Here is a 19,101-nt window from a genome sequence, read left to right on the forward strand (position 1 = left end):
AAAAAACATGGTCAGAATGTAAACAGTTTGTAACGAGTTATCCCCCGAAACCGTCATATAATCAGGTTACAAACAACTATTCAGCAAGAGACTCACGTAAGACAAGGACCGGGTAATTTCCTTGTGAGACGATCCACTATAAGGAAGGTGTGATGCATATATAAGGGAGTACGCCAACCAAAAACAACGAGATAGTGAGTAGTTCATCACATCCTGAATACGGGCAACGATGATGGGAGAATTCATTTTCCATAAAGATAATGAACGAGATCAACCCCCGTTTTCGCACGATTCTAAAAAACAGGGGTTTTTGCATTCATAGAGCACGCAATTCCCGATGTGTAATGACTGCCCCCAACAACAAAGGACAATAACAGAACGGAAGGTAAAAGGGGAGAATGCAAAATGTTTTGCATGGCGAGCACGAAGAATCACCATAAAAATATGAAAAGGACGATGGGTACGAAAAGAATCAATAATCAGAACGAATTAATCACTCGCCAACATGCAACGACAGGAGGCCACCAGCATGCCTGAACCGATCAAAGGCTCCAGCAGTCGATACATGGCTGGGATCGACGGGCTTCGTGCGCTGGCGGTACTCGCAGTCATTATTTATCACTTGAATTACGACTGGGCACCCGGGGGATTGCTGGGTGTCGGGATTTTCTTCGTTTTATCGGGATATTTGATTACAGACCTATTAATTGCAGAATGGAATCGTAATGGCAGACTCGACATGAAAGACTTTTGGTTGCGCCGTGCCAGAAGATTGCTGCCAGCGCTTTTCCTCATGCTGTTTGTGGTGATGGCAGGCGTAGCCATCTTTTCGCCAGACCAGTTGAAAACCATCCGCGGAGATGTAGGGGCAGCTGTTCTGTACGTAAGTAACTGGTGGCTGGTCTTTCATGACGTATCTTATTTTGAAAAATTCGGTCCGCCTTCACCATTAGGCCATCTGTGGTCATTGGCAGTAGAAGAACAGTTTTATGTCATTTGGCCGCTGGTACTCGCTCTGGGACTCCGCTTCCTGAAGCGCAGGGGGCCAATCATGATTATTACTTTGGTGCTGGCTGCAATATCCGCCATTTCCATGGCCGTTTTGTATGAGCCAGGTCTTGATCCGAGTCGTGTATATTACGGAACGGACACACGGGTATTCGGGTTATTGATCGGTGCCGCACTCGCCATGATGTGGCCGAGTCGCTTGCTAACGACGAACATTTCACAAAAAGCGCGAATTACGCTCGATCTAAGCGGTCTTATGAGCTTAGGGATTCTTTTGTACAGCATTTGGAACACGAATCAATATGATGATTATTTGTACGAGGGCGGGCTCGTCCTTCTGTCTGTCGTCAGTGCCGTGCTGGTCGCCGTACTCGCACATCCGGCAAGCAGCTTGGCGAAATGGATGGGCTGCAAGCCATTGCGTTGGATCGGCGTTCGATCTTACGGGATTTATTTGTGGCATTACCCTGTGATCGTTTGGACGAATCCGTTCCTAGCGGACAGAGAGTGGATGGCGGTACCTGGAGCGGTTTTGCAGCTCCTCGCAAGCATTTTGCTGGCATCGGTGTCATTTAAATATCTCGAGGAGCCTATTCGTTACGGTGCATTAGGCAGAATCTGGCAGCGCTCCAATAAGGCGGGTCAGAAAACCAAACGTTTAAACCGTGTATTGGCAACCGGTTGCGCGATTGCTCTTTGTGTCACGTATTATGGGATTGCTTCACTCACGTCAGATGCGACCGCTGGAAATGTGACACAGCCAACTCAAACTGTCACCGAGACAAAGGTCCCCGACAAGCCTCATGGTCCTGAGGTGCCAATCGTAGAGAAGAAGCCGGAAACGGTTCAAAAACCGGCAACTCCCCCGACAAAACCGAAAAACGAACAGAAGCTAAATAACAACGGACAAAAGCAGAAGCCTGTGGAGAAGCAGAAAGATTCGAATGCTTCCAAACAGCCTGACCAAAAACAGGAACCGATCAAAGCGATAGGCTCTGGTAAAGGGATCACTGTGATTGGTGACTCTGTCATGCTCGATGTGGCTCCTTACCTGGAGAAACTACTGCCAGGGCTCGTCGTGGATGCCAAAATCGGAAGGCAAATGGCGCAAGCTCCTGACGTAATTGCGCAGCTCAAGGCAAAAGGCCAATTGGGAAATCGCGTCGTGATTGAATTAGGCTCGAACGGCGCATTTAGTAAAGGGCAGCTCGACAAGCTGCTGCAATCACTGGATGGCGTAGAGCAGATCATTCTCGTCAATGCTCGCGTACCTAAACCATGGGAAAGCGTCGTGAATAAGATGCTGGCGGAAACGGCTGCAGCCCAACCACATGTCGTTCTTGTGGATTGGTATACGGCAAGTGAAGGGCAAAGCTCTTACTTTTACAAAGACGGTGTTCACCCGAATAAGGAAGGCTCACAAAAATACGCGGCACTCGTGGCGAGTGCAATCGCACCGACGGAGCCGGAGAAGAAGCCGGAAGTGAAAGAGGAAGAGAAAGCGAAAGAGTCGGCAGTCGAAGAGGCCGGGCAGATGGAAGGGGCTCTGGAAGCAACTGAGGAGACCCCTATGGAAGAAATGGTACAATAAAGCAAGGGAAGACCAGTGAACTAACTCGTTCGCTGGTCTTTTGTATGTGACAGTGCCTACAACCAAACATAATTTCCTTCAAACAATAGCAGATCAGCTCATGGACTTTTTTCGCACTCTCCTGTACGATAGCTAACGGAAGAATAATGCATCGGGTGAAAGAAGGAACAATCATGATTCGGTCGTACTTGCTGTTGCTTTTTTGTGTAACGCTGTGGGGAAGTAATTTTGTTTTCGGAAGCATGCTGGTCAAAGAGTTTCCTCCGCTGTTTTTGGCAGATGTACTCTTGCTTTTCACATCTATGTTTCTGATCATTTACGCGTGGCTGACCAAAAAATTCGTAAAAATCACCGCTCGTGAGCTAGGACTTCTTGTATTGCTTGGCTTGATCGGGACGCTGGCAAATCAAACGGCGTATTTCAACGGGCTATTGACGACAGACGCGACAACGGCAGCGTTGATTCTTTCCTTGTCGCCGATCGTCACTGCAGTGCTTGCGTCTTTGTTTTTGAAGGAGCAGTTTACCCTGCGCATGAAGGTTGGCTCCGGCTTAGCTCTCCTGGGAACATTCTTTGTAGTCGGTGTTGGAGCAGGATTATCCATTTCCAAGGGAGTCTTACTCATTGTGATTGCCATGGTCACATTCTCTTCTTCCATGATCATCATTCGCAAACTGACCCAAACCATCCAGCCGTTTATTGCCACCGTGTACTCGACGACGGTTGGGACTTTGTTTTTGACTCCTGCGGCGCTGTTGACGATCGAGCCAGGGGCGCAGATCAGCCACGAAGCATGGGCATGGGCGATGCTCATTTTGACTGCGATCCTCATGCAAGGAATATGTGGAATCGTCTGGAATCAGCAATTAAAAGTGGTAGGGACGGGCAAAGCAGCTATTTTTCTTAACTTGCAGCCTTTTGTAGCGATGCTGGTCGGGTTTTTACTGCTTGGTTCGCAGGTGACGTCGATTCAAGTGGGGGGCTCCTTGTTGATCGTCGTGGGTGTGATTGTTGCCAGTGTTCAAAAGAAACAATCTGTTCAGCCATCGAAATCGGTATAGGGCTTACTTGCTCATAAGAAAAGGACCTGATGGGAAGGTCCTTTTTTTGCATGGAAGGAAAACGAATGGACGCTATACGAATTTGTACATCAGGACATCATCTGCGTATTCATTCTCAGCCAGCTTGAATTCTTTTACTTTTCGTCCTTCTTCCACAAAGCCAAGGCTTTTGTATAAAGCAATCGCTCTCAGATTGTTGGAGAACACCCCTAAGCTCACTTTTTCAATGAGCGGATGCTGCTTTGCCCAAGCTAACAACTCCATCAATAAAACCTTGCCGATGCCCTTATTTCTGTGAGCTTTCTGGATCATCATCGTGATCGAACCTGTATGAGACAAACGCTTGCGAGCCGGAGATACGAGCACGATCATGCCAGCCAATTCACCGTTTATTTCCGCTACCAACATGGTTTCCCTGTCATTGTCAATAATGTTTTGGATCCACTCAAGCTGCTGTTCCATGGTTTTGTTGAACTCTTCGGAAACAGAAATAAAAAATTCCCCTTCACCAACCACATCACGCTGCAAAGATAAAATGGCCGCTGCATCCTCGATATGAGCGAAGCGAATGGTCACTTTGTCGTCTGTATGTCTAGTCAATGATTTCACCCCGTTCGCAGGCTTACGCTTTGTTTAACCAATACAACTTACATTTTGAAAGCTTTCCGTAATTGCGCCGACATCTCATCCAATGATTCTTGCGCTTGCTTGATCGTAGTATGGAATCCGATAAAGGAATGGATCAAGCCTTGTTCATTCCGATAGACGACCTCGACACCGCTATCGCGTAGCTTGTCTGCATACGTTTTTCCGCCATCTCGCAAAGGATCGTATTCGGCTGTAATCACCATGGCGGGGGGCAGACCAGTGAGATCGGCTCCGTTGATCGGATCAAGATATGGATTTTGGAGATCGGCAGGCGGCAGATAATGAGAGAGGAACCAATTCAGCAATTCCACATCCATCAAATAGCCACTCGCATTTTCCTGCATGGATGGATAGGGAGCAGTGTCCACTATTCCTACGGCTGGATAGATTAATAATTGAAATACGATAGGAGGGCCCTGCCGTTCTTTAGCCATGAGACTCACGACTGTGGCAAAATTACCTCCGGCGCTATCTCCCCCTACCGCTATCCGCGACGGATCAATGCCAAACTGATCGGCATGGTCTGAAATAAATAGGAGAGAATCATAGGCATCTTCCAACCCTGCCGGAAAAGGATGTTCAGGAGCGAGCCGATAATCGATAGAAATGACGACGCATTTTGCGTTATTTGCGAAGTTGCGACATACCGAGTCTACCGTTTCGAGATTGCCGATCACAAATCCGCCTCCATGATAGTACACGAGGGCAGGAAAGGGGGCGTGACCTTCTGGTGTGTATATGCGGATCGGAATGGAACGACCTTCCAAGGGAAGCGATAGATTCTCTACCTTTTTTACCTGTTCACGTTCCACGCTTGAATCTCGATTTTGATCAGTCGCCATTCGCATAATCTGTGGGGTCAATTGGTTAAAATCGACATCATGACGTGAGCGGTTGAAGACGTCTAAAATTTGTTGAATCTGTGGATGAACGGGCATATGACAACCTCCTTTTTGGTCGTTGGATATTTTCCGCCTTTCTCATGGAGAAACAATTAAATGGTTTGTGGGGAGGGGAGTATCCGATAAATTTTCCGTGGGCGCCCCCGGTTCGTTGGCGTCTCTTCCCCAATGAGCTCGATAATGTTGTGCTCTGCCAAGTCACTCAAGATTCTTCGCGCATTGCGAGGGGTCATCCCCATCCATTCCGCGATCATCGAAGCGCTGATATATTTTTGCCCAAGCGCTTTTTGGACGGAAATGATTTTGTTAAACGTCGTAATACTGACACCGGCTTTTTTCAGATTTTCGCTGATTTCTTTGTCCTGTGTCCAATATTCGTAGCTGATGCTGTTCGGCTGACGCAGCGGTCCTTCAATCGAACCGTCATGGTCAACGAGGATCACGGCATCCTTATGGTTTTTGGCCTGACCGAGTGCAAGCTGAGCATTGCGCTCTGCAGACAATGCTGTGACACCAAAGCCGATTCCCATATTTGCGTGCGAATGGGTGAGCAGCTTGATTTTTTCCAAAAGGAGCGTGGGGTGAAAATCCGGATTGTCTTCATACGATCCGCGGGTGGAAAAAATAATGAACTTGGAATTGCCGACCGCGACGAAGCTACCGGAAATCGACTCTGTGTAATCGAGGACGAGCTCTTGGAGCTTCAAGTCGAGGCGGCGCAGCTCGTACGCGTTGGCAGGTTCATTTACGAGCTTTTCCATGTCGGATACCTCAATCAATTGAACAGCAATTTGGGAGCGCTTGAAGTGGAGCGTTTCTCCCTCTTGCAGAATTCGCTTGAAAATCTCTCGGAATATGAAGCGTGTGAAGCCCATTCGATACACTTTGATTCCTAGTCGCTTTAATTCTTCGGTGACAAAAAGCGTTCCCGTGACACAAGCGTCTACCTTGCCTTCCTGGATAAGGCGGGTGTGATAGGCTACCAATTCAGATCTCTTTCTGAATTCTTTATATGGCTTTAGGTATGGATTCTCACAGTGCAGGCCCAATTCCTCTAAAGTCTCACGAAAATGAGCTTCCGAAATGGTATCAAAGCTCACACGATCCAAAGACAAACCATCGCGGTAGACCAATTCGAGCAATACTTTGGTCAGGACACTTGAATTGACTTGGGGATAAAAGGCTTTTTTCTTGCCAATATGCGCTTTTGCCATCGAGTAGGGAGCGACTCCAGAGAAGAACCAGATGTCTGTTTCCATATCATTTTCGGCTACATAGGCTGGTACTTGTTCCACTCCTTGATAAATAAAGGAGGTGAGCAGGATCTGATCGGAAAACTCACGTCCGACAGCTACCATTGCATCTACTGAATCTTTTGGACCGACTATGCCAACTTTTATCATCAAAATGTCCTCCAAAAAAGTTAAACTACGGGATAAACAATTCGTCAGGAAGGAGATCCATCCTTTTTTCGGCATTCTAGTATGCCAGTCTTTCTTATATAGATTAAATATAACCCATCAGATGGGCATGCGAGATGTAGCGAACACGAAATTTTAAATAGGGATGTTTTAGGGAAAATTTCCGTATTAATTGTTTTATATTTGACAACTTTCAGCAAATTCCTTTATAAATCGATGTAAAAAATAAAAAAATCAGAATTGACATTAAATAATCACGGCACTATATTGTTGAATTAAGGAATGTTTTAGGTCAATTTCCGTTAAAGGTTTTTCAAAAGGAGGGTGCGTTTAATTTTCTTAATCTTTTTGCAAGTCTGGACTAGGGGGCTCTTATAAGATGTCACGTTATTTACTTAAAAGAATTCTGATGATGGTACTCACCTTGTGGATTATTGTAACGTTGACCTTTAGCCTGATGCATATGATCCCTGGTGATCCATTCGCGTCGGAGTCAGATCAGTTGCCCGAGCAAATTTTGATGAATCTGCGTGCCAAATACAATTTGGATGAACCGCTGCCGATGCAGTATTTGCTTTATCTAAAAAGTTTGGTCATGCTCGATTTAGGACCTTCTATTAAGTCGGAGACACGTGGTGTCAATGATATGATCAAAGATGGCTTCGGAGCATCTGCAATGATCGGTTTGCAGGCGATAGCGGTTGCCCTTTTTTTCGGACTTTTATTCGGAACAATTGCGGCATTAAACCGAAATACCTGGATTGATTATGCGGCAATGGTCATGGCGGTATTAGGAATTGCTGTACCCAGCTTTATCATGGCGCCATTGCTCATTAATTACTTGGCAATCAAATGGCCGTTATTCCCAGTAGCGACGCTTACCAGTTGGAAACATTCGGTTCTGCCTTCACTCGCACTTGCTTTTGGTCCTTTAGCGATCATTACACGCTATATGCGGACGAGCATGATCGACGTGATGAACCAGAATTACATACGGACCGCTGAGGCAAAAGGAATTCCGACTTTTCTGATAGTGGTCAAGCATGGAATCCGCAACGCGATTTTGCCGATCGTCACGTTTATGGGACCTCTCATCGCGGGGCTGTTAACCGGAACGTTCGTCGTCGAAAAGATCTTTGCAGTACCAGGGATCGGCAAATACTTCGTCGATGGCATTTTCAATCGAGATTATCCCGTTATTCTGGGAACAACAGTATTCTACAGTGCCATCTTGGTGCTCATTATCTTCTTGATTGATCTGGCCTATATGTTCATCGATCCACGAATCAAACTATCGAGCAGGGGGAGGTAGCCAATGGCGGTAGATCAATCAGTAAATGAGTTGTTTAGACCTAGAGCTCAAAAAGCAGATGGACAGATCGCCCAGATGCGACCGAGCCTGACTCATTTTCAACAAGTAACGAGAAAGCTCGTCAGAAATAAGCTGGCCATGGTGGGTTTGACTCTGATTGTTTTATTGATTGCCATGGCGATTATTGGACCACATCTCGTTCCGTACAGTTATTCCGACCAGAGCCTTTTAAATGCAAATCAGGAAATTTCGAGCGAGCATTGGTTCGGAACAGATGAGCTGGGGCGCGACATGTTTTCACGTACATGGTACGGAGCGCAGATTTCACTGATTATCGGAATATCGGCAGCATTAATTGACTTGATCATCGGAGTGACGGTCGGCGGTATTGCCGGATACATGGCTGGTCGAGGCAAAAAGGGAGACCGGATCGATACCATCATCATGCGGTTAATCGAGGTCTTGTACGGATTGCCATACCTGCTCGTGGTTATCATGCTGATGGTTGTCATGGAGCCTGGCATTGTTACCATCATCATCGCATTGTCCGCAACCGGTTGGGTAGGAATGGCTCGTCTCGTTCGGGGACAAATCCTGCAATTGAAAAACCAGGAGTTCATCATGGCTGCGCAAGTGCTGGGTGCCAAATTCCCGCGCATTCTGTTACGCCACCTGATTCCGAATACCATCGGAGTCATCATCGTGAACTTGACGTTTACCATTCCGTCGGCGATATTTGCAGAATCTTTCCTCAGCTTTTTAGGACTGGGTGTGCAGGCGCCAATCGCAAGCTGGGGGACGATGACTAACGATGCACTCGGCGTCATTTTGACAGGGGATTGGTGGAGACTTTTCTTCCCGGCCTTGATGATTTCATTGACGATGTTTGCCTTCAACGTTTTCGGTGATGGCTTGCAGGATGCATTGGACCCAAGAATTCGCGAGTAACCTCGCCACGAAGATAGGAGGATCAGACATGGCGGATCATTTGCTGCAAGTAGAAAACCTCCGCGTACATTTCAAAACGTACGGTGGAGAGGTACAGGCTGTACGGGGAGTTACCTTTCATGTTGATCGTGGCGAGACGCTTGCGGTAGTAGGGGAGAGCGGTTGTGGAAAGAGTGTAACCGCCCAAGCGATCATGGGCTTGATCCCGAACCCGCCGGGAAGAATCGTGGATGGTCAGATTCGTTTTGACGGAAAAGTCATCACGGGGATGAGTAAGAAGGAATTGCTATCGGTTCGTGGAGCTGAGATCGGGATGGTCTTTCAGGACCCGATGACGGCACTGAATCCGACGATGAAGGTCGGCGCCCAAATCGTCGAGGGATTTGTTCGTACCCAGCAGGTCAGCAAAGAAGAGGCGCGTAAAAAAGCGATGGAGATGCTTCGGTTGGTCGGTATCCCCGATCCGGAAAAACGAGTGGATCAATACCCGCATGAGTTTTCCGGGGGAATGCGGCAACGTGTCGTCATCGCCATTGCTCTCGCCAATGATCCAAAGCTCGTCATTGCAGATGAACCGACGACAGCGTTGGATGTAACGATTCAAGCACAAATCTTGGACTTGCTCCGGGAATTGCAGGAAAAGCAGCAGCTCTCCATCGTGATGATTACACATGACCTGGGTGTCGTTGCCGAAATCGCGCATCGGGCCGTGGTTATGTACGCAGGAATTGTGGTGGAAACGGGCAAGGTAGAGGATATTTTCGCAAATCCGAAGCATCCGTACACATGGGGCTTAATGCGCTCTCTGCCGCGGATCGATGGTGTGGAAAAGGAACGCCTGGTACCGATTGAGGGAACGCCGCCAGATTTATTCCACCCGCCAAAAGGTTGTCCGTTCGCTCCGCGTTGTCAGTTTGCGATGGAAATATGCGAGCAGCAAATGCCGGATGCTTCCACATTCACCGAGGGTCACGAAGCTGCATGCTGGCTACATGATCCACGCGCACCGAAGCTGGAAGAACTGGTGGCAGCAGGGAGGCAGACGTAGATGAGCCAAGCGTTGGTTGAAGTCAAAAATCTAAAAAAGCATTTTGAGATCGGCAATGGGATTACGCTAAAAGCAGTCGACGGCGTGACCTTCACCATTCATCGCGGCGAGACGCTCGGACTTGTTGGAGAGAGCGGCTGCGGGAAGTCGACGTTGGGCAGAACGATGATTCGACTCTATGAAAATACAGATGGAGAAGTTTTGTTCAAAGGCAAAAATGCACATCGCTTAAAAGGAAAAGAGGCAGAGCAATTCCACCGCGACGTCCAAATGATTTTTCAAGACCCGCAAGCAAGTCTGAATCCGCGCATGACCGTCATGGACATTATTGCGGAGGGCCTGGATATTCACGGCTTGTCCCGTGGTGCAAGAGCGGATCGCGTCAAAGAATTGCTTGAGCTAGTTGGTCTTTCTAAGGAACATGCGAACCGATTTCCCCATGAATTCAGCGGAGGCCAAAGACAGCGGATCGGGATTGCCCGGGCACTTGCGGTCGAGCCGGAATTTATCATCGCGGATGAACCGATTTCGGCGCTTGATGTGTCGATTCAAGCGCAGGTCGTGAATCTATTGGAAGACTTGCAGCAGGACAGGGGACTGACTTACTTGTTTATCGCCCACGATCTGTCCATGGTGAAACACATTTCCACTCGAATCGGTGTGATGTACCTCGGCAAAATGGTAGAAATGGCAAACAGCTTCGAGTTGTACGCAAAGCCACTTCATCCATATACACAAGCGTTGCTGTCCTCGATTCCGATTCCTGATCCGACAATCAAGCGGGAGCGCATCATTTTGCAGGGCGATTTGCCGAGTCCTGCCAATGCTCCGAGCGGTTGTGTTTTCCGAACAAGATGCCCTAAGGCCATGGAGCAATGCGCGGCACAGGTTCCTGAATGGCAGGAAGCCGCACCGAACCATTGGGTTGCTTGTCATCTCTATCAGTAGTTCGATTTTCTATCTTAATATATAGGGGGAAACAACGTGAAGAAATTAGCTGCCTTTGCCCTGTCGCTCTCGCTCGTCATCCCGGCTTTAGCTGGTTGCGGCGGTAGTGGCGAGTCAGCATCGACTGGAGGTACCACTACCCCAGGCGCTGCTGCCAAACAAGAAGTCGTGTTCAATGCCAAGTCTGAGCCGCCAGACTTGAACCCGCTCACCTCGACGGATACCACGTCCTTCTGGATCATGGATCACTTGGGGGAAGGCTTGTACACCAAGGATAAGGACGGCAATCCGATCCTGGGACAAGCCAAGGAAGTGAAGCTGTCCGATGACAAGCTGAAGTACACGTTCATTTTGCGCGATGATGTGAAATGGACAAACGGCGAGCCAGTGACAGCCGAGGATTTTGCTTTCACGTATATGAAGCATCTTGATCCAGCCACTGCTTCGACTACGGCTTACCTGCTCTATTACATTAAAGGAGCAGAAGCATACAACAAGGGCACAGGAAAAGCCGAGGATGTTGGTATCAAGGCCGTGGATGCAAAAACGCTCGAAATCGAGCTGGTCGCACCTACATCGTACTTTGACAAAATGCTGGCTACCCGTTACTGGCACCCAATCAACAAGAAGCAGGCAGAAGCCAATCCAAAATGGGCAGCAAATGCGGATACCTACATCTCCAACGGTGCTTACAAGCTCGTATCCTGGAAACATGACTCCGAGCTCGTTATTGAAAAGAACGAGCATTATTGGAACAAAGCGGACGTAAAAATGGAAAAGATCACCTGGAAAATGGTGAATGACGCCACGACTGCTTATCAGATGTACAAGAGCGGTGAGCTCGACTTCAACAAAGAGATGCCATCTGACATCCTCGCGCAAGAAAAATCGAGCCCAGACTTTAAATCCGTTCCTTACTACGGTACGTACATGTACATGTTTAACGTAACGAAAGAACCATTTACGAATAAAAAAGTTCGCAAAGCATTCGCCATGTCACTCGACCGTAAAGCACTGTCCGAAATGGTGAGCCAAGGTGGAGAGACACCAGCTTACTCCATGGTTCCGCGTGGAGCGATGCAACCAAACGGAAAAGACTTCCGCGAAGAGGGTGGAGACTACTTCAAAGAAGATTACGAAGCAGCGAAGAAGTTGCTGGCGGAAGGTATGCAAGAAGAAGGCTGGTCCACATTGCCAGAAGTAACACTCATGTACAACACCGATGAAAGCCACAAGAAAATAGCACAAGCGATCCAAGAAATGCTCAAGAAAAACTTGGGCGTAGAAGTGAAAATGACAAACCAAGAGTGGAAAGTGTATCTGGACACAACGAAACAAAAGAACTATCAAATGGGCCGTATGGGCTGGGTAGGTCAAATCAACGACCCTGCGTTTAACCTGGACTACTATTTGGGTGAAAGCCCGAACAACCGTACTGGTTGGGTGAACAAAGAGTATGATCAGTTGAATATGGCGGCAAAAGTTGAGCAAGACCCGAACAAGCGTATGGAACTGCTTCATCAGGCAGAAGCCGTTTTGATGGATGAAATGCCGTTTATTCCAGTCTACCACTACCAGCAAAACTATTTGGTGAAACCGAATCTGGAAGGTCTCACTTTCCCAGTCAACGCGTTCCCAAGCGCTCGCTGGGCAACGAAAAAATAGAAAAAAAGAGGAGCTTCTCCTCTTTTTTCTCTTTACATACTCCAACGTGCATCTAGCCAAAGAGGAAAGGATGATTTCTCGTGATTTTGGACTATCTGCAAGTGAAATCCGCGTATCAATTGAAGGTGGTACCGCAGCGTAGAGAGATTACCTTTTTAACGAAGTTGACAGGTATTGCGCAGTTGTGGCGCTGGAATGAAGCGTCCAATTGCTCGGAGCAAGTGACCTTCTTGCCTGATCGTGTGGTAGAGGTTGACCATTCCCCATGTGGAACGAAAACGATCGTCGGTATGGACAACAAGGGAGACGAGCGGCAGCAGTTCTTTTTGCTGACCGACAATGGTGCAGTTGTAAAACCGCTGACGGACGCACCCGATTACTTTCACTATTTGGGGGGCTGGTCACCGTGTGGGCAAAAAATCGCGTGGTCCAGCAATCGTCGCAATCCGCGCAGCTTTGATATTTTTATACAGGATGTCGAGAGTGGTGCGTATGAGGAAGTCTTTCGCTATGATGGGCGCACAGATCCAATCGGCTGGCTGCCAGACGGGACAGGACTCATTTTCAGCGTGCAGGAGACCAACATTGACAATTGCCTGTATTTGTTGAATCTGCAAACGAAGGAAGCACAAAAGCTCGCCATTTGCAGCAAACATGCGCGCTACCATTCCTTGGTACTGTCTAATGAAGGCAAAACAGGATATCTCGTAACCAACCGTGATGAAAACACCAAAGCGTTGTGCCGCTTCTCCCTGCATTCAGGAGAGCTGGACAAACTGGTGCACGACCCGAAATGGGACATTGAGGAGGCCCAATTATCTCCCGATGAGACACTTCTTGCCTTCACGATCAATGAAGGAGGCTACTCCGTTCTTGCTCTCTATTCCTTGACAGAGCAAAGCTGGGAGCGGGTAGAGGAAGCACCACGAGGAGTGATCTCTTCCTTGGCGTGGGTGAGTGATGATCAGCTCGCCTATACACTGAAAAGCCCTACACTTCCGGGCGACATCTGGACGTACACCATTTCGGAGAAAACCAGCAGACGTGTGACGAACATTGGTCAATCTGATGCTCTGGAAGATAAACTCATCGAGCCGGAATTGTGCACCTTTTACTCATTCGATGGCTTGGAAGTGCCGTATTTCCTCTATGCCAAAGATACATCTGAACATGCAGAGAAAAAACCAGTCGTCGTCTATGTCCATGGCGGGCCAGAGAGCCAAATTCGCCCGGAGTATCATCCCGTTTTTCAATTTTTGGCGAACGAAGGCTTTACGGTGGTAGCACCGAATGTTCGCGGTAGCATGGGCTATGGTCGGGAATATGTTCAGCTCGATGATCGTCGCAAGCGGATGGATTCTGTAGCAGATTTGGCTTGGCTGGTCAAAGATTTAGGCAACCGCCCAAGCGTAGACCCGAATGCGATCGGAATCATGGGTCGCAGTTACGGAGGCTTCATGACACTGGCTGCGCTTACGCATTACCCTGACCTGTGGGCTGCGGGTGTTGATATTGTGGGGATTTCCCACTTCAAAACCTTTTTGGAGAACACCGGGGAATGGAGAAGGAGATTGCGTGAGGTGGAGTACGGGTTCCTCGGCGAAGACGATGACTTTTTTGAAGAAATTGCTCCGTTGAATCACTCCCATAAGATCACGGCTCCGCTTCTCGTATTCCATGGACGCAATGATACGCGCGTTCCTGTCAGCGAAGCGGAACAGCTCGTAGCAGACATGAGAGGCAGGGGACAAGAAGTCGATTTGCACATTTTTGAGGATGAAGGCCACTTTACCGAAAAGCTGGACAATCACATCACGTTGAATCAAAAGATTTCCCAGTTCTTTTTGGAGCAACTTGCATCCACCCATAAAATCGAGGAGTGATTAGGATGACGCAAGCAAAAAGAGGTATAACGGCTGAAGATTTGTATCAAATGCGGTACGCGAGCGATCCACAGCTATCACCAGACGGAAAAACGCTTGCCTATGTGGAAAATCAAATCGATGAGTCCCACTCATACCAAAATCACTTGTTCTTACGCAAATTGGATGCGAATGAACCACAGCCTCTGACGTCTGGCTCCCGCGACACCTTTCCGCGCTGGTCGCCGGATGGTTCAAAGATTAGCTTTGTCTCGAATCGATCTGGAAAACCACAGATTTGGCTGATCGATGCAACCGGAGGAGAAGCAAGGCAGCTCACACATTGCAAAAACGGCGTCAGCAATCCGACTTGGTCACCTGACGGCGAATACATTGTCTTTTCGTCTCTCTTGGATGAGGGTGAAACATTCACAGACCTCGAGGGAACAGAGGAAAAAGGAAGGGCCAAAGCCATTCATGTCGGAAGATTGAAGTACAAATCCGATGATCTCGGGTTCATTTACGAGAAAAACAAGCAACTGGCCATTGTTCATGTCGAAACAGGCGAGGTTACACCACTCAGCGATGGCCCATACAATCATACGATTGGCTCCTGGTCGCCGGACGGAAAATGGCTTGCCATTACGGCAAACCGAGCAGAAGACCCTGATTTTCAGCATAGTGTTGACGTTTTTCTCATCCCTTTTGAAGGGGGAGAATGGAAAAAGCTGACCAACAGCAAAGGTATTTTTGCCTATCCAACCTGGTCACACGACGGTAAGAAGTTAGCGTATATCGGAAGTGAATTGGACACGCATTTGTACGCAGCACAGAAGCGCATCTGGGTATATGATTTTGAAAAGGGCGATTATACTTGCCTCACAGCGGATTGGGATGTACAGGTTGGCGATTCTACCATCGGAGACATGCGCTCGCCTGGTCACCCAAATCCAGGCGCTGTATGGACAACGGACGGAAACGGCATGTATTTTATCGCAAGCGAACGAGGAAATTCCGGCATTTATCACGTAACACTCGACGGACAGGTCACGAATGTCGTAACGGGCAACCGGAATATTTACGGCTTTTCGCTGCATGAAAACGAACAAACGGTGGTTGCTGCTATCAGTGACCCGTTTACGCCGGGCGACTTGTATCAAATAAGTCTGAAGGACGGAGAAGAAAAACGTTTAACAGCGCTGAACGAAGAGCTATTTGCGGGCATTGAGCTTGCTGTTCCAGAAGAAATGGAGTTTGTCGCAAAGGATGGCTGGAGGCTGCACGGTTGGATGCTCAAGCCTGTCGGTTTTGAAGAAGGGAAAAAATACCCGATGGTTCTGCAAATTCATGGCGGGCCTCACTCCATGTACGGAAATACGTTTTTCCACGAGTTCCAGTTGCTGGCTGCAAAAGGCTACGCCGTACTCTATACGAATCCGAGGGGGAGCTTTGGCTACGGAGAGCGTTTTGTTCAGGCGTGCTGCGGAGACTATGGAGGAAACGATTACCGCGATTTGATGACGGCGGTGCAATTTGCATGCGATCATTTCGATTTTGTCGATGAGGATCGTTTAGGTGTCGCAGGCGGCAGCTACGGTGGCTTCATGACGAACTGGATCGTCGGTAAAACCAATCGATTCAAAGCGGGTGTAACTGATCGGAGTATTTGCAACTGGGTTAGCTTTTACGGGGTCAGTGATATCGGTTACTTTTTCACTGCCGAAGAGATTCAGGCAAATCCATTCACGAATCCGGAAAAAATGTGGCAGCATTCACCGATTCGCTTGGTAGAGAACGTCGAGACGCCTCTATTGATCATGCATGGCGAACATGACTATCGTTGCCCGATCGAACAGGCCGAGCAGCTTTATGTAACATTGAAGCATCAAGGCAAGGCTCCGGTGTCGTTTGTCCGCTTCCCGGGTGCCAGTCATGAACTTTCCCGCAGTGGTGATCCCGAGCAACGTGTATTGAGACTGCAATATACGACGGATTGGTTTGACAGCTATTTGGTCGCACACCAGAAAGAGAAAGTCGAATAAGCAGGTAAATGTCAATAGGAGGTGCCCGATCGTGAACAAAGAACAAGTCTTAGGTATCGTACAAGAAAAGTTGCCGCATGCAATCGAGAACTTGAAGCAATATTTGCGTTTTCCTACTGTATCCGCGCAGCATCAGGCCATTCCTGAGACAGTTGAATACGTGGTCAAGATGATTCATGAGCTTGGCGGAGAGACAAAGGTACTCGACAATCTTGGCGGTAATCCAGTCGTGTATGGGTTTTTTGCAGCAGGCAGTGAAGGAGACGATAGCAAAACGATCCTCTTTTACGATCACTACGATGTTCAACCACCTGAACCGTTTCATGAGTGGAACACGGAACCGTTCGATCCTACGATCATCGATGGAAAGCTGTATGCGCGTGGTGCTGCCGACAATAAAGGTGATCTCGTTGCCCGTCTGACGGCGATTCAGATTTTGCAGCAGCAAGCGGGTGGTCTGCCTTGCAACATCAAGTTTCTGATCGAAGGAGAAGAAGAGATTGGCAGCCCGAATCTGGAGCCATATCTTCGAGCGTACAAGGAGCTTTTCCAGGCGGATGCCTGCATTTGGGAATTCGGTGGAAAAGACGAGAATGAGCGAATCAGCATGGTTGCCGGGATCAAAGGCATGGCGTACCTGGAACTGACATGCGTTGGAGCAGATATCGACATGCACTCCTCTGTCGGTGCGTATGTAGACAATGCAGCATGGCGCCTCGTACAGGCATTAGCGACGATGAAAAATCAGCAAAACGAGATTTTGGTCGAAGGCTTTTTCGACGGGATCGAGGAACCGACAGCGGATGAAAAGAAAGTCGTTTCTGAATTGCCGTTCAGTGAAGAGGCGACAGCAGCGCTATACGGTTTGAAACGCCCACTGATTACCGCGGCAAACAACGTGGACCCACGAGAAGCTATGGTGTTCCATCCGACCATGACCATTTGCGGTCTGGAGAGCGGCTATACAGGAGAGGGCTCGAAGACAGTGCTGCCGAAAAGCGCGAAGGCCAAGCTGGATTGCCGCCTTGTCCCAGGACAAGATCCACAGCACATCATGAATTGCATCGAAAATCATTTGGAGAAGCATGGTTTTACGGATATTACCGTCACCATGATCAACGGGCAAAGAGCGTATCGCTCCGATTTCCACCATCCATTTGTTGCTCACGTACTGGATTCGGCCCGCGTCATTTACGATCAGGAGCCAGTACTTTCGCCAAACGCGGCAGGCACAGGTCCGATGTATATTTTCGGGGAACAGCTAAAGCTTCCGGTTGTCAGTACAGGGGTAGGCTGGGTTGGCTGCAAAGTACATGCGCCGAATGAATCTATCCGTTTGAAAGACTTCCAGGAAGGTATTGCCCATATGGTTGTCATGCTCTCTGGATTTGCCAAAGCGTTGTCAGAGTAGCAACATCCAAAGGGAATGATCATACAATCCGATAGCGAAAAGGGGACCTCTCGTGTAAAAAGGTCTCCTTTTCGATTTGGAACCCCCTCATAGCACTTCCAGAGTGGACTTTGCTTTTGCAAACCATGTACAATCGTAAATGATAATGTACATACATCTACAGGAGGCGAAATGCGTGAACAGCGATACACATCCATTCGAAATCGCAACCTTTGCAGGCGGATGCTTCTGGTGCATGGTCAGTCCGTTTGACAAGATGCCAGGCATTCAAAAAGTCGTCTCCGGCTATACAGGCGGTCATGTCGAAAACCCTACCTATGAACAGGTATGCTCTGATACGACGGGACACTATGAAGCCGTCCAAATCACCTATGATCCGTCGCTCATCTCCTATGAGGAATTGCTGCAAATGTTTTGGAGGCAAATCGACCCGACTGACGCTGGTGGTCAATTCGGTGATCGAGGTCAATCGTATGCGCCAGCGATCTTCTATCATAATGAAGAGCAAGAAAGGCTTGCGCAAAAATCCAAGCAAGAGCTGGATGCGAGCGGTCGTTTCCCGAAGCCCATTGCAACGCTGATTTTGCCAGCCAAGCCGTTCTATCCGGCGGAGGAATATCATCAGGACTACTATAAGAAAAATCCGGTCCGCTACCAATACTACCGTGCGGCATCAGGCAGAGCGAAATTCACCAAGGAAGCGTGGCGCGACCGATCGAAGCAAGAAGAGTTGAAAAAAATCTTGACTCCGCTTCAGTACGAAGTGACGCAAAATAACGGGACAGAACGTCCTTTTACGAATGAATTCTGGGATCACAAGGAAGAGGGCATCTACGTAGACATCGTCTCCAACGAGCCTTTGTTCAGTTCCTTGGACAAATTCGATTCTGGCTGCGGATGGCCATCCTTTACCAAGCCCTTGCAAGAGGAAAACGTAACCGAGCATGTGGATTTGACCCATAATATGATTCGTACAGAGGTTCGCAGCAAAGAGGCAGATTCTCATCTCGGCCACGTTTTCGAGGACGGTCCTGGGGAAAATGGTTTGCGCTACTGCATCAATTCAGCTGCATTGCGCTTCATTCCGAAGGATCGTTTGGAGGAAGAAGGGTTCGGGGAGTATAAGCGATTATTTGAAAAAGAATAGAGTGTGGACCGCTACTCTCTGGGAAACATGGGAGAAGGGCGGTCTTTTTGCTAAACATACAACTAGGTAGACATAAGAGCATGCAGG

General features: G+C 48.4%; 14 protein-coding genes. 11 read left to right on the plus strand and 3 right to left on the minus strand.

Going from position 1 to position 19,101, the window contains the following annotated elements; translation table 11 throughout:
- The first annotated feature begins 529 nt into the window (after nt 1-529).
- Together FO446_RS13785 and FO446_RS13790 are read left to right on the plus strand one after the other, a co-directional pair.
- Nucleotides 530-2,599 (plus strand): acyltransferase family protein, encoded by a 2,070-nt coding sequence (locus FO446_RS13785; protein ID WP_173609355.1) that lies wholly within the window; start codon nt 530-532, stop codon nt 2,597-2,599.
- 173 nt (nt 2,600-2,772) lie between these two features.
- Nucleotides 2,773-3,660, plus strand: a complete 888-nt coding sequence (locus tag FO446_RS13790; protein ID WP_237900891.1) for a DMT family transporter — start codon at nt 2,773-2,775, stop codon at nt 3,658-3,660.
- A gap of 72 nt (nt 3,661-3,732) precedes the next feature.
- Here FO446_RS13790 and FO446_RS13795 read toward each other — a convergent pair whose 3' ends face one another.
- The 3 genes from FO446_RS13795 to FO446_RS13805 are packed head-to-tail and all read right to left on the minus strand — an operon-like array spanning nt 3,733 to nt 6,613.
- Entirely contained in the window at nt 3,733-4,260 is a 528-nt protein-coding gene (locus tag FO446_RS13795) for a GNAT family N-acetyltransferase (protein ID WP_173609353.1), read from the minus strand.
- A gap of 47 nt (nt 4,261-4,307) precedes the next feature.
- Nucleotides 4,308-5,246, minus strand: a complete 939-nt coding sequence (locus FO446_RS13800; protein WP_237900893.1) for an alpha/beta hydrolase — start codon at nt 5,244-5,246, stop codon at nt 4,308-4,310.
- A gap of 56 nt (nt 5,247-5,302) precedes the next feature.
- Nucleotides 5,303-6,613, minus strand: coding sequence for a helix-turn-helix domain-containing protein (locus FO446_RS13805; protein WP_237900896.1), 1,311 nt, complete (start codon nt 6,611-6,613; stop codon nt 5,303-5,305).
- 397 nt (nt 6,614-7,010) lie between these two features.
- On the opposite strand from FO446_RS13805, the gene FO446_RS13810 reads away from it, so the two are divergent.
- The 9 genes from FO446_RS13810 to msrA all read left to right on the plus strand — a co-directional run bounded on the left by FO446_RS13810 (nt 7,011) and on the right by msrA (nt 19,014).
- On the plus strand, nt 7,011-7,943 hold the full coding sequence (locus FO446_RS13810; RefSeq protein WP_173609350.1) for an ABC transporter permease: 933 nt from the start codon (nt 7,011-7,013) through the stop codon (nt 7,941-7,943).
- A gap of 3 nt (nt 7,944-7,946) precedes the next feature.
- A complete protein-coding gene (locus tag FO446_RS13815) occupies nt 7,947-8,891 on the plus strand; it encodes an ABC transporter permease (RefSeq protein ID WP_173609349.1) in 945 nt (314 codons plus the stop codon).
- Between the two features lie 28 nt (nt 8,892-8,919).
- Entirely contained in the window at nt 8,920-9,939 is a 1,020-nt protein-coding gene (locus FO446_RS13820) for an ABC transporter ATP-binding protein (RefSeq protein ID WP_173609348.1), read from the plus strand.
- Nucleotides 9,940-10,887, plus strand: coding sequence for an ABC transporter ATP-binding protein (locus FO446_RS13825; RefSeq protein WP_173609347.1), 948 nt, complete (start codon nt 9,940-9,942; stop codon nt 10,885-10,887).
- 36 nt (nt 10,888-10,923) lie between these two features.
- Nucleotides 10,924-12,552, plus strand: coding sequence for a peptide ABC transporter substrate-binding protein (locus tag FO446_RS13830; RefSeq protein WP_173609346.1), 1,629 nt, complete (start codon nt 10,924-10,926; stop codon nt 12,550-12,552).
- Nucleotides 12,553-12,632: 80 nt separating this feature from the next.
- A complete protein-coding gene (locus FO446_RS13835; RefSeq protein ID WP_221867043.1) occupies nt 12,633-14,435 on the plus strand; it encodes a S9 family peptidase in 1,803 nt (600 codons plus the stop codon).
- A 5-nt stretch (nt 14,436-14,440) separates the two neighbouring features.
- Nucleotides 14,441-16,456, plus strand: a complete 2,016-nt coding sequence (locus FO446_RS13840) for a S9 family peptidase (RefSeq protein WP_237900898.1) — start codon at nt 14,441-14,443, stop codon at nt 16,454-16,456.
- A 31-nt stretch (nt 16,457-16,487) separates the two neighbouring features.
- A complete protein-coding gene (locus FO446_RS13845) occupies nt 16,488-17,867 on the plus strand; it encodes a M20/M25/M40 family metallo-hydrolase (RefSeq protein WP_173609343.1) in 1,380 nt (459 codons plus the stop codon).
- 175 nt (nt 17,868-18,042) lie between these two features.
- A complete protein-coding gene (gene msrA / locus FO446_RS13850) occupies nt 18,043-19,014 on the plus strand; it encodes a peptide-methionine (S)-S-oxide reductase MsrA (RefSeq protein WP_237900900.1) in 972 nt (323 codons plus the stop codon).
- Nucleotides 19,015-19,101 lie beyond the last annotated feature (87 nt).

The sequence above is a fragment of the Brevibacillus brevis genome (assembly GCF_022026395.1).
GTDB lineage: Bacteria > Bacillota > Bacilli > Brevibacillales > Brevibacillaceae > Brevibacillus.

What these genes read in the sequence shown, in the direction of transcription:
- FO446_RS13785 (WP_173609355.1), top strand. Translation starts at nt 530, where the DNA reads ATGCCTGAACCGATCAAAGGCTCCAGCAGTCGATACATGGCTGGGATC.
- FO446_RS13790 (WP_237900891.1), top strand. Translation starts at nt 2,773, where the DNA reads ATGATTCGGTCGTACTTGCTGTTGCTTTTTTGTGTAACGCTGTGGGGA.
- FO446_RS13800 (WP_237900893.1), bottom strand. Translation starts at nt 5,246, where the DNA reads ATGCCCGTTCATCCACAGATTCAACAAATTTTAGACGTCTTCAACCGC.
- FO446_RS13805 (WP_237900896.1), bottom strand. Translation starts at nt 6,613, where the DNA reads ATGATAAAAGTTGGCATAGTCGGTCCAAAAGATTCAGTAGATGCAATG.
- FO446_RS13810 (WP_173609350.1), top strand. Translation starts at nt 7,011, where the DNA reads ATGTCACGTTATTTACTTAAAAGAATTCTGATGATGGTACTCACCTTG.
- FO446_RS13815 (WP_173609349.1), top strand. Translation starts at nt 7,947, where the DNA reads ATGGCGGTAGATCAATCAGTAAATGAGTTGTTTAGACCTAGAGCTCAA.
- FO446_RS13820 (WP_173609348.1), top strand. Translation starts at nt 8,920, where the DNA reads ATGGCGGATCATTTGCTGCAAGTAGAAAACCTCCGCGTACATTTCAAA.
- FO446_RS13825 (WP_173609347.1), top strand. Translation starts at nt 9,940, where the DNA reads ATGAGCCAAGCGTTGGTTGAAGTCAAAAATCTAAAAAAGCATTTTGAG.
- FO446_RS13840 (WP_237900898.1), top strand. Translation starts at nt 14,441, where the DNA reads ATGACGCAAGCAAAAAGAGGTATAACGGCTGAAGATTTGTATCAAATG.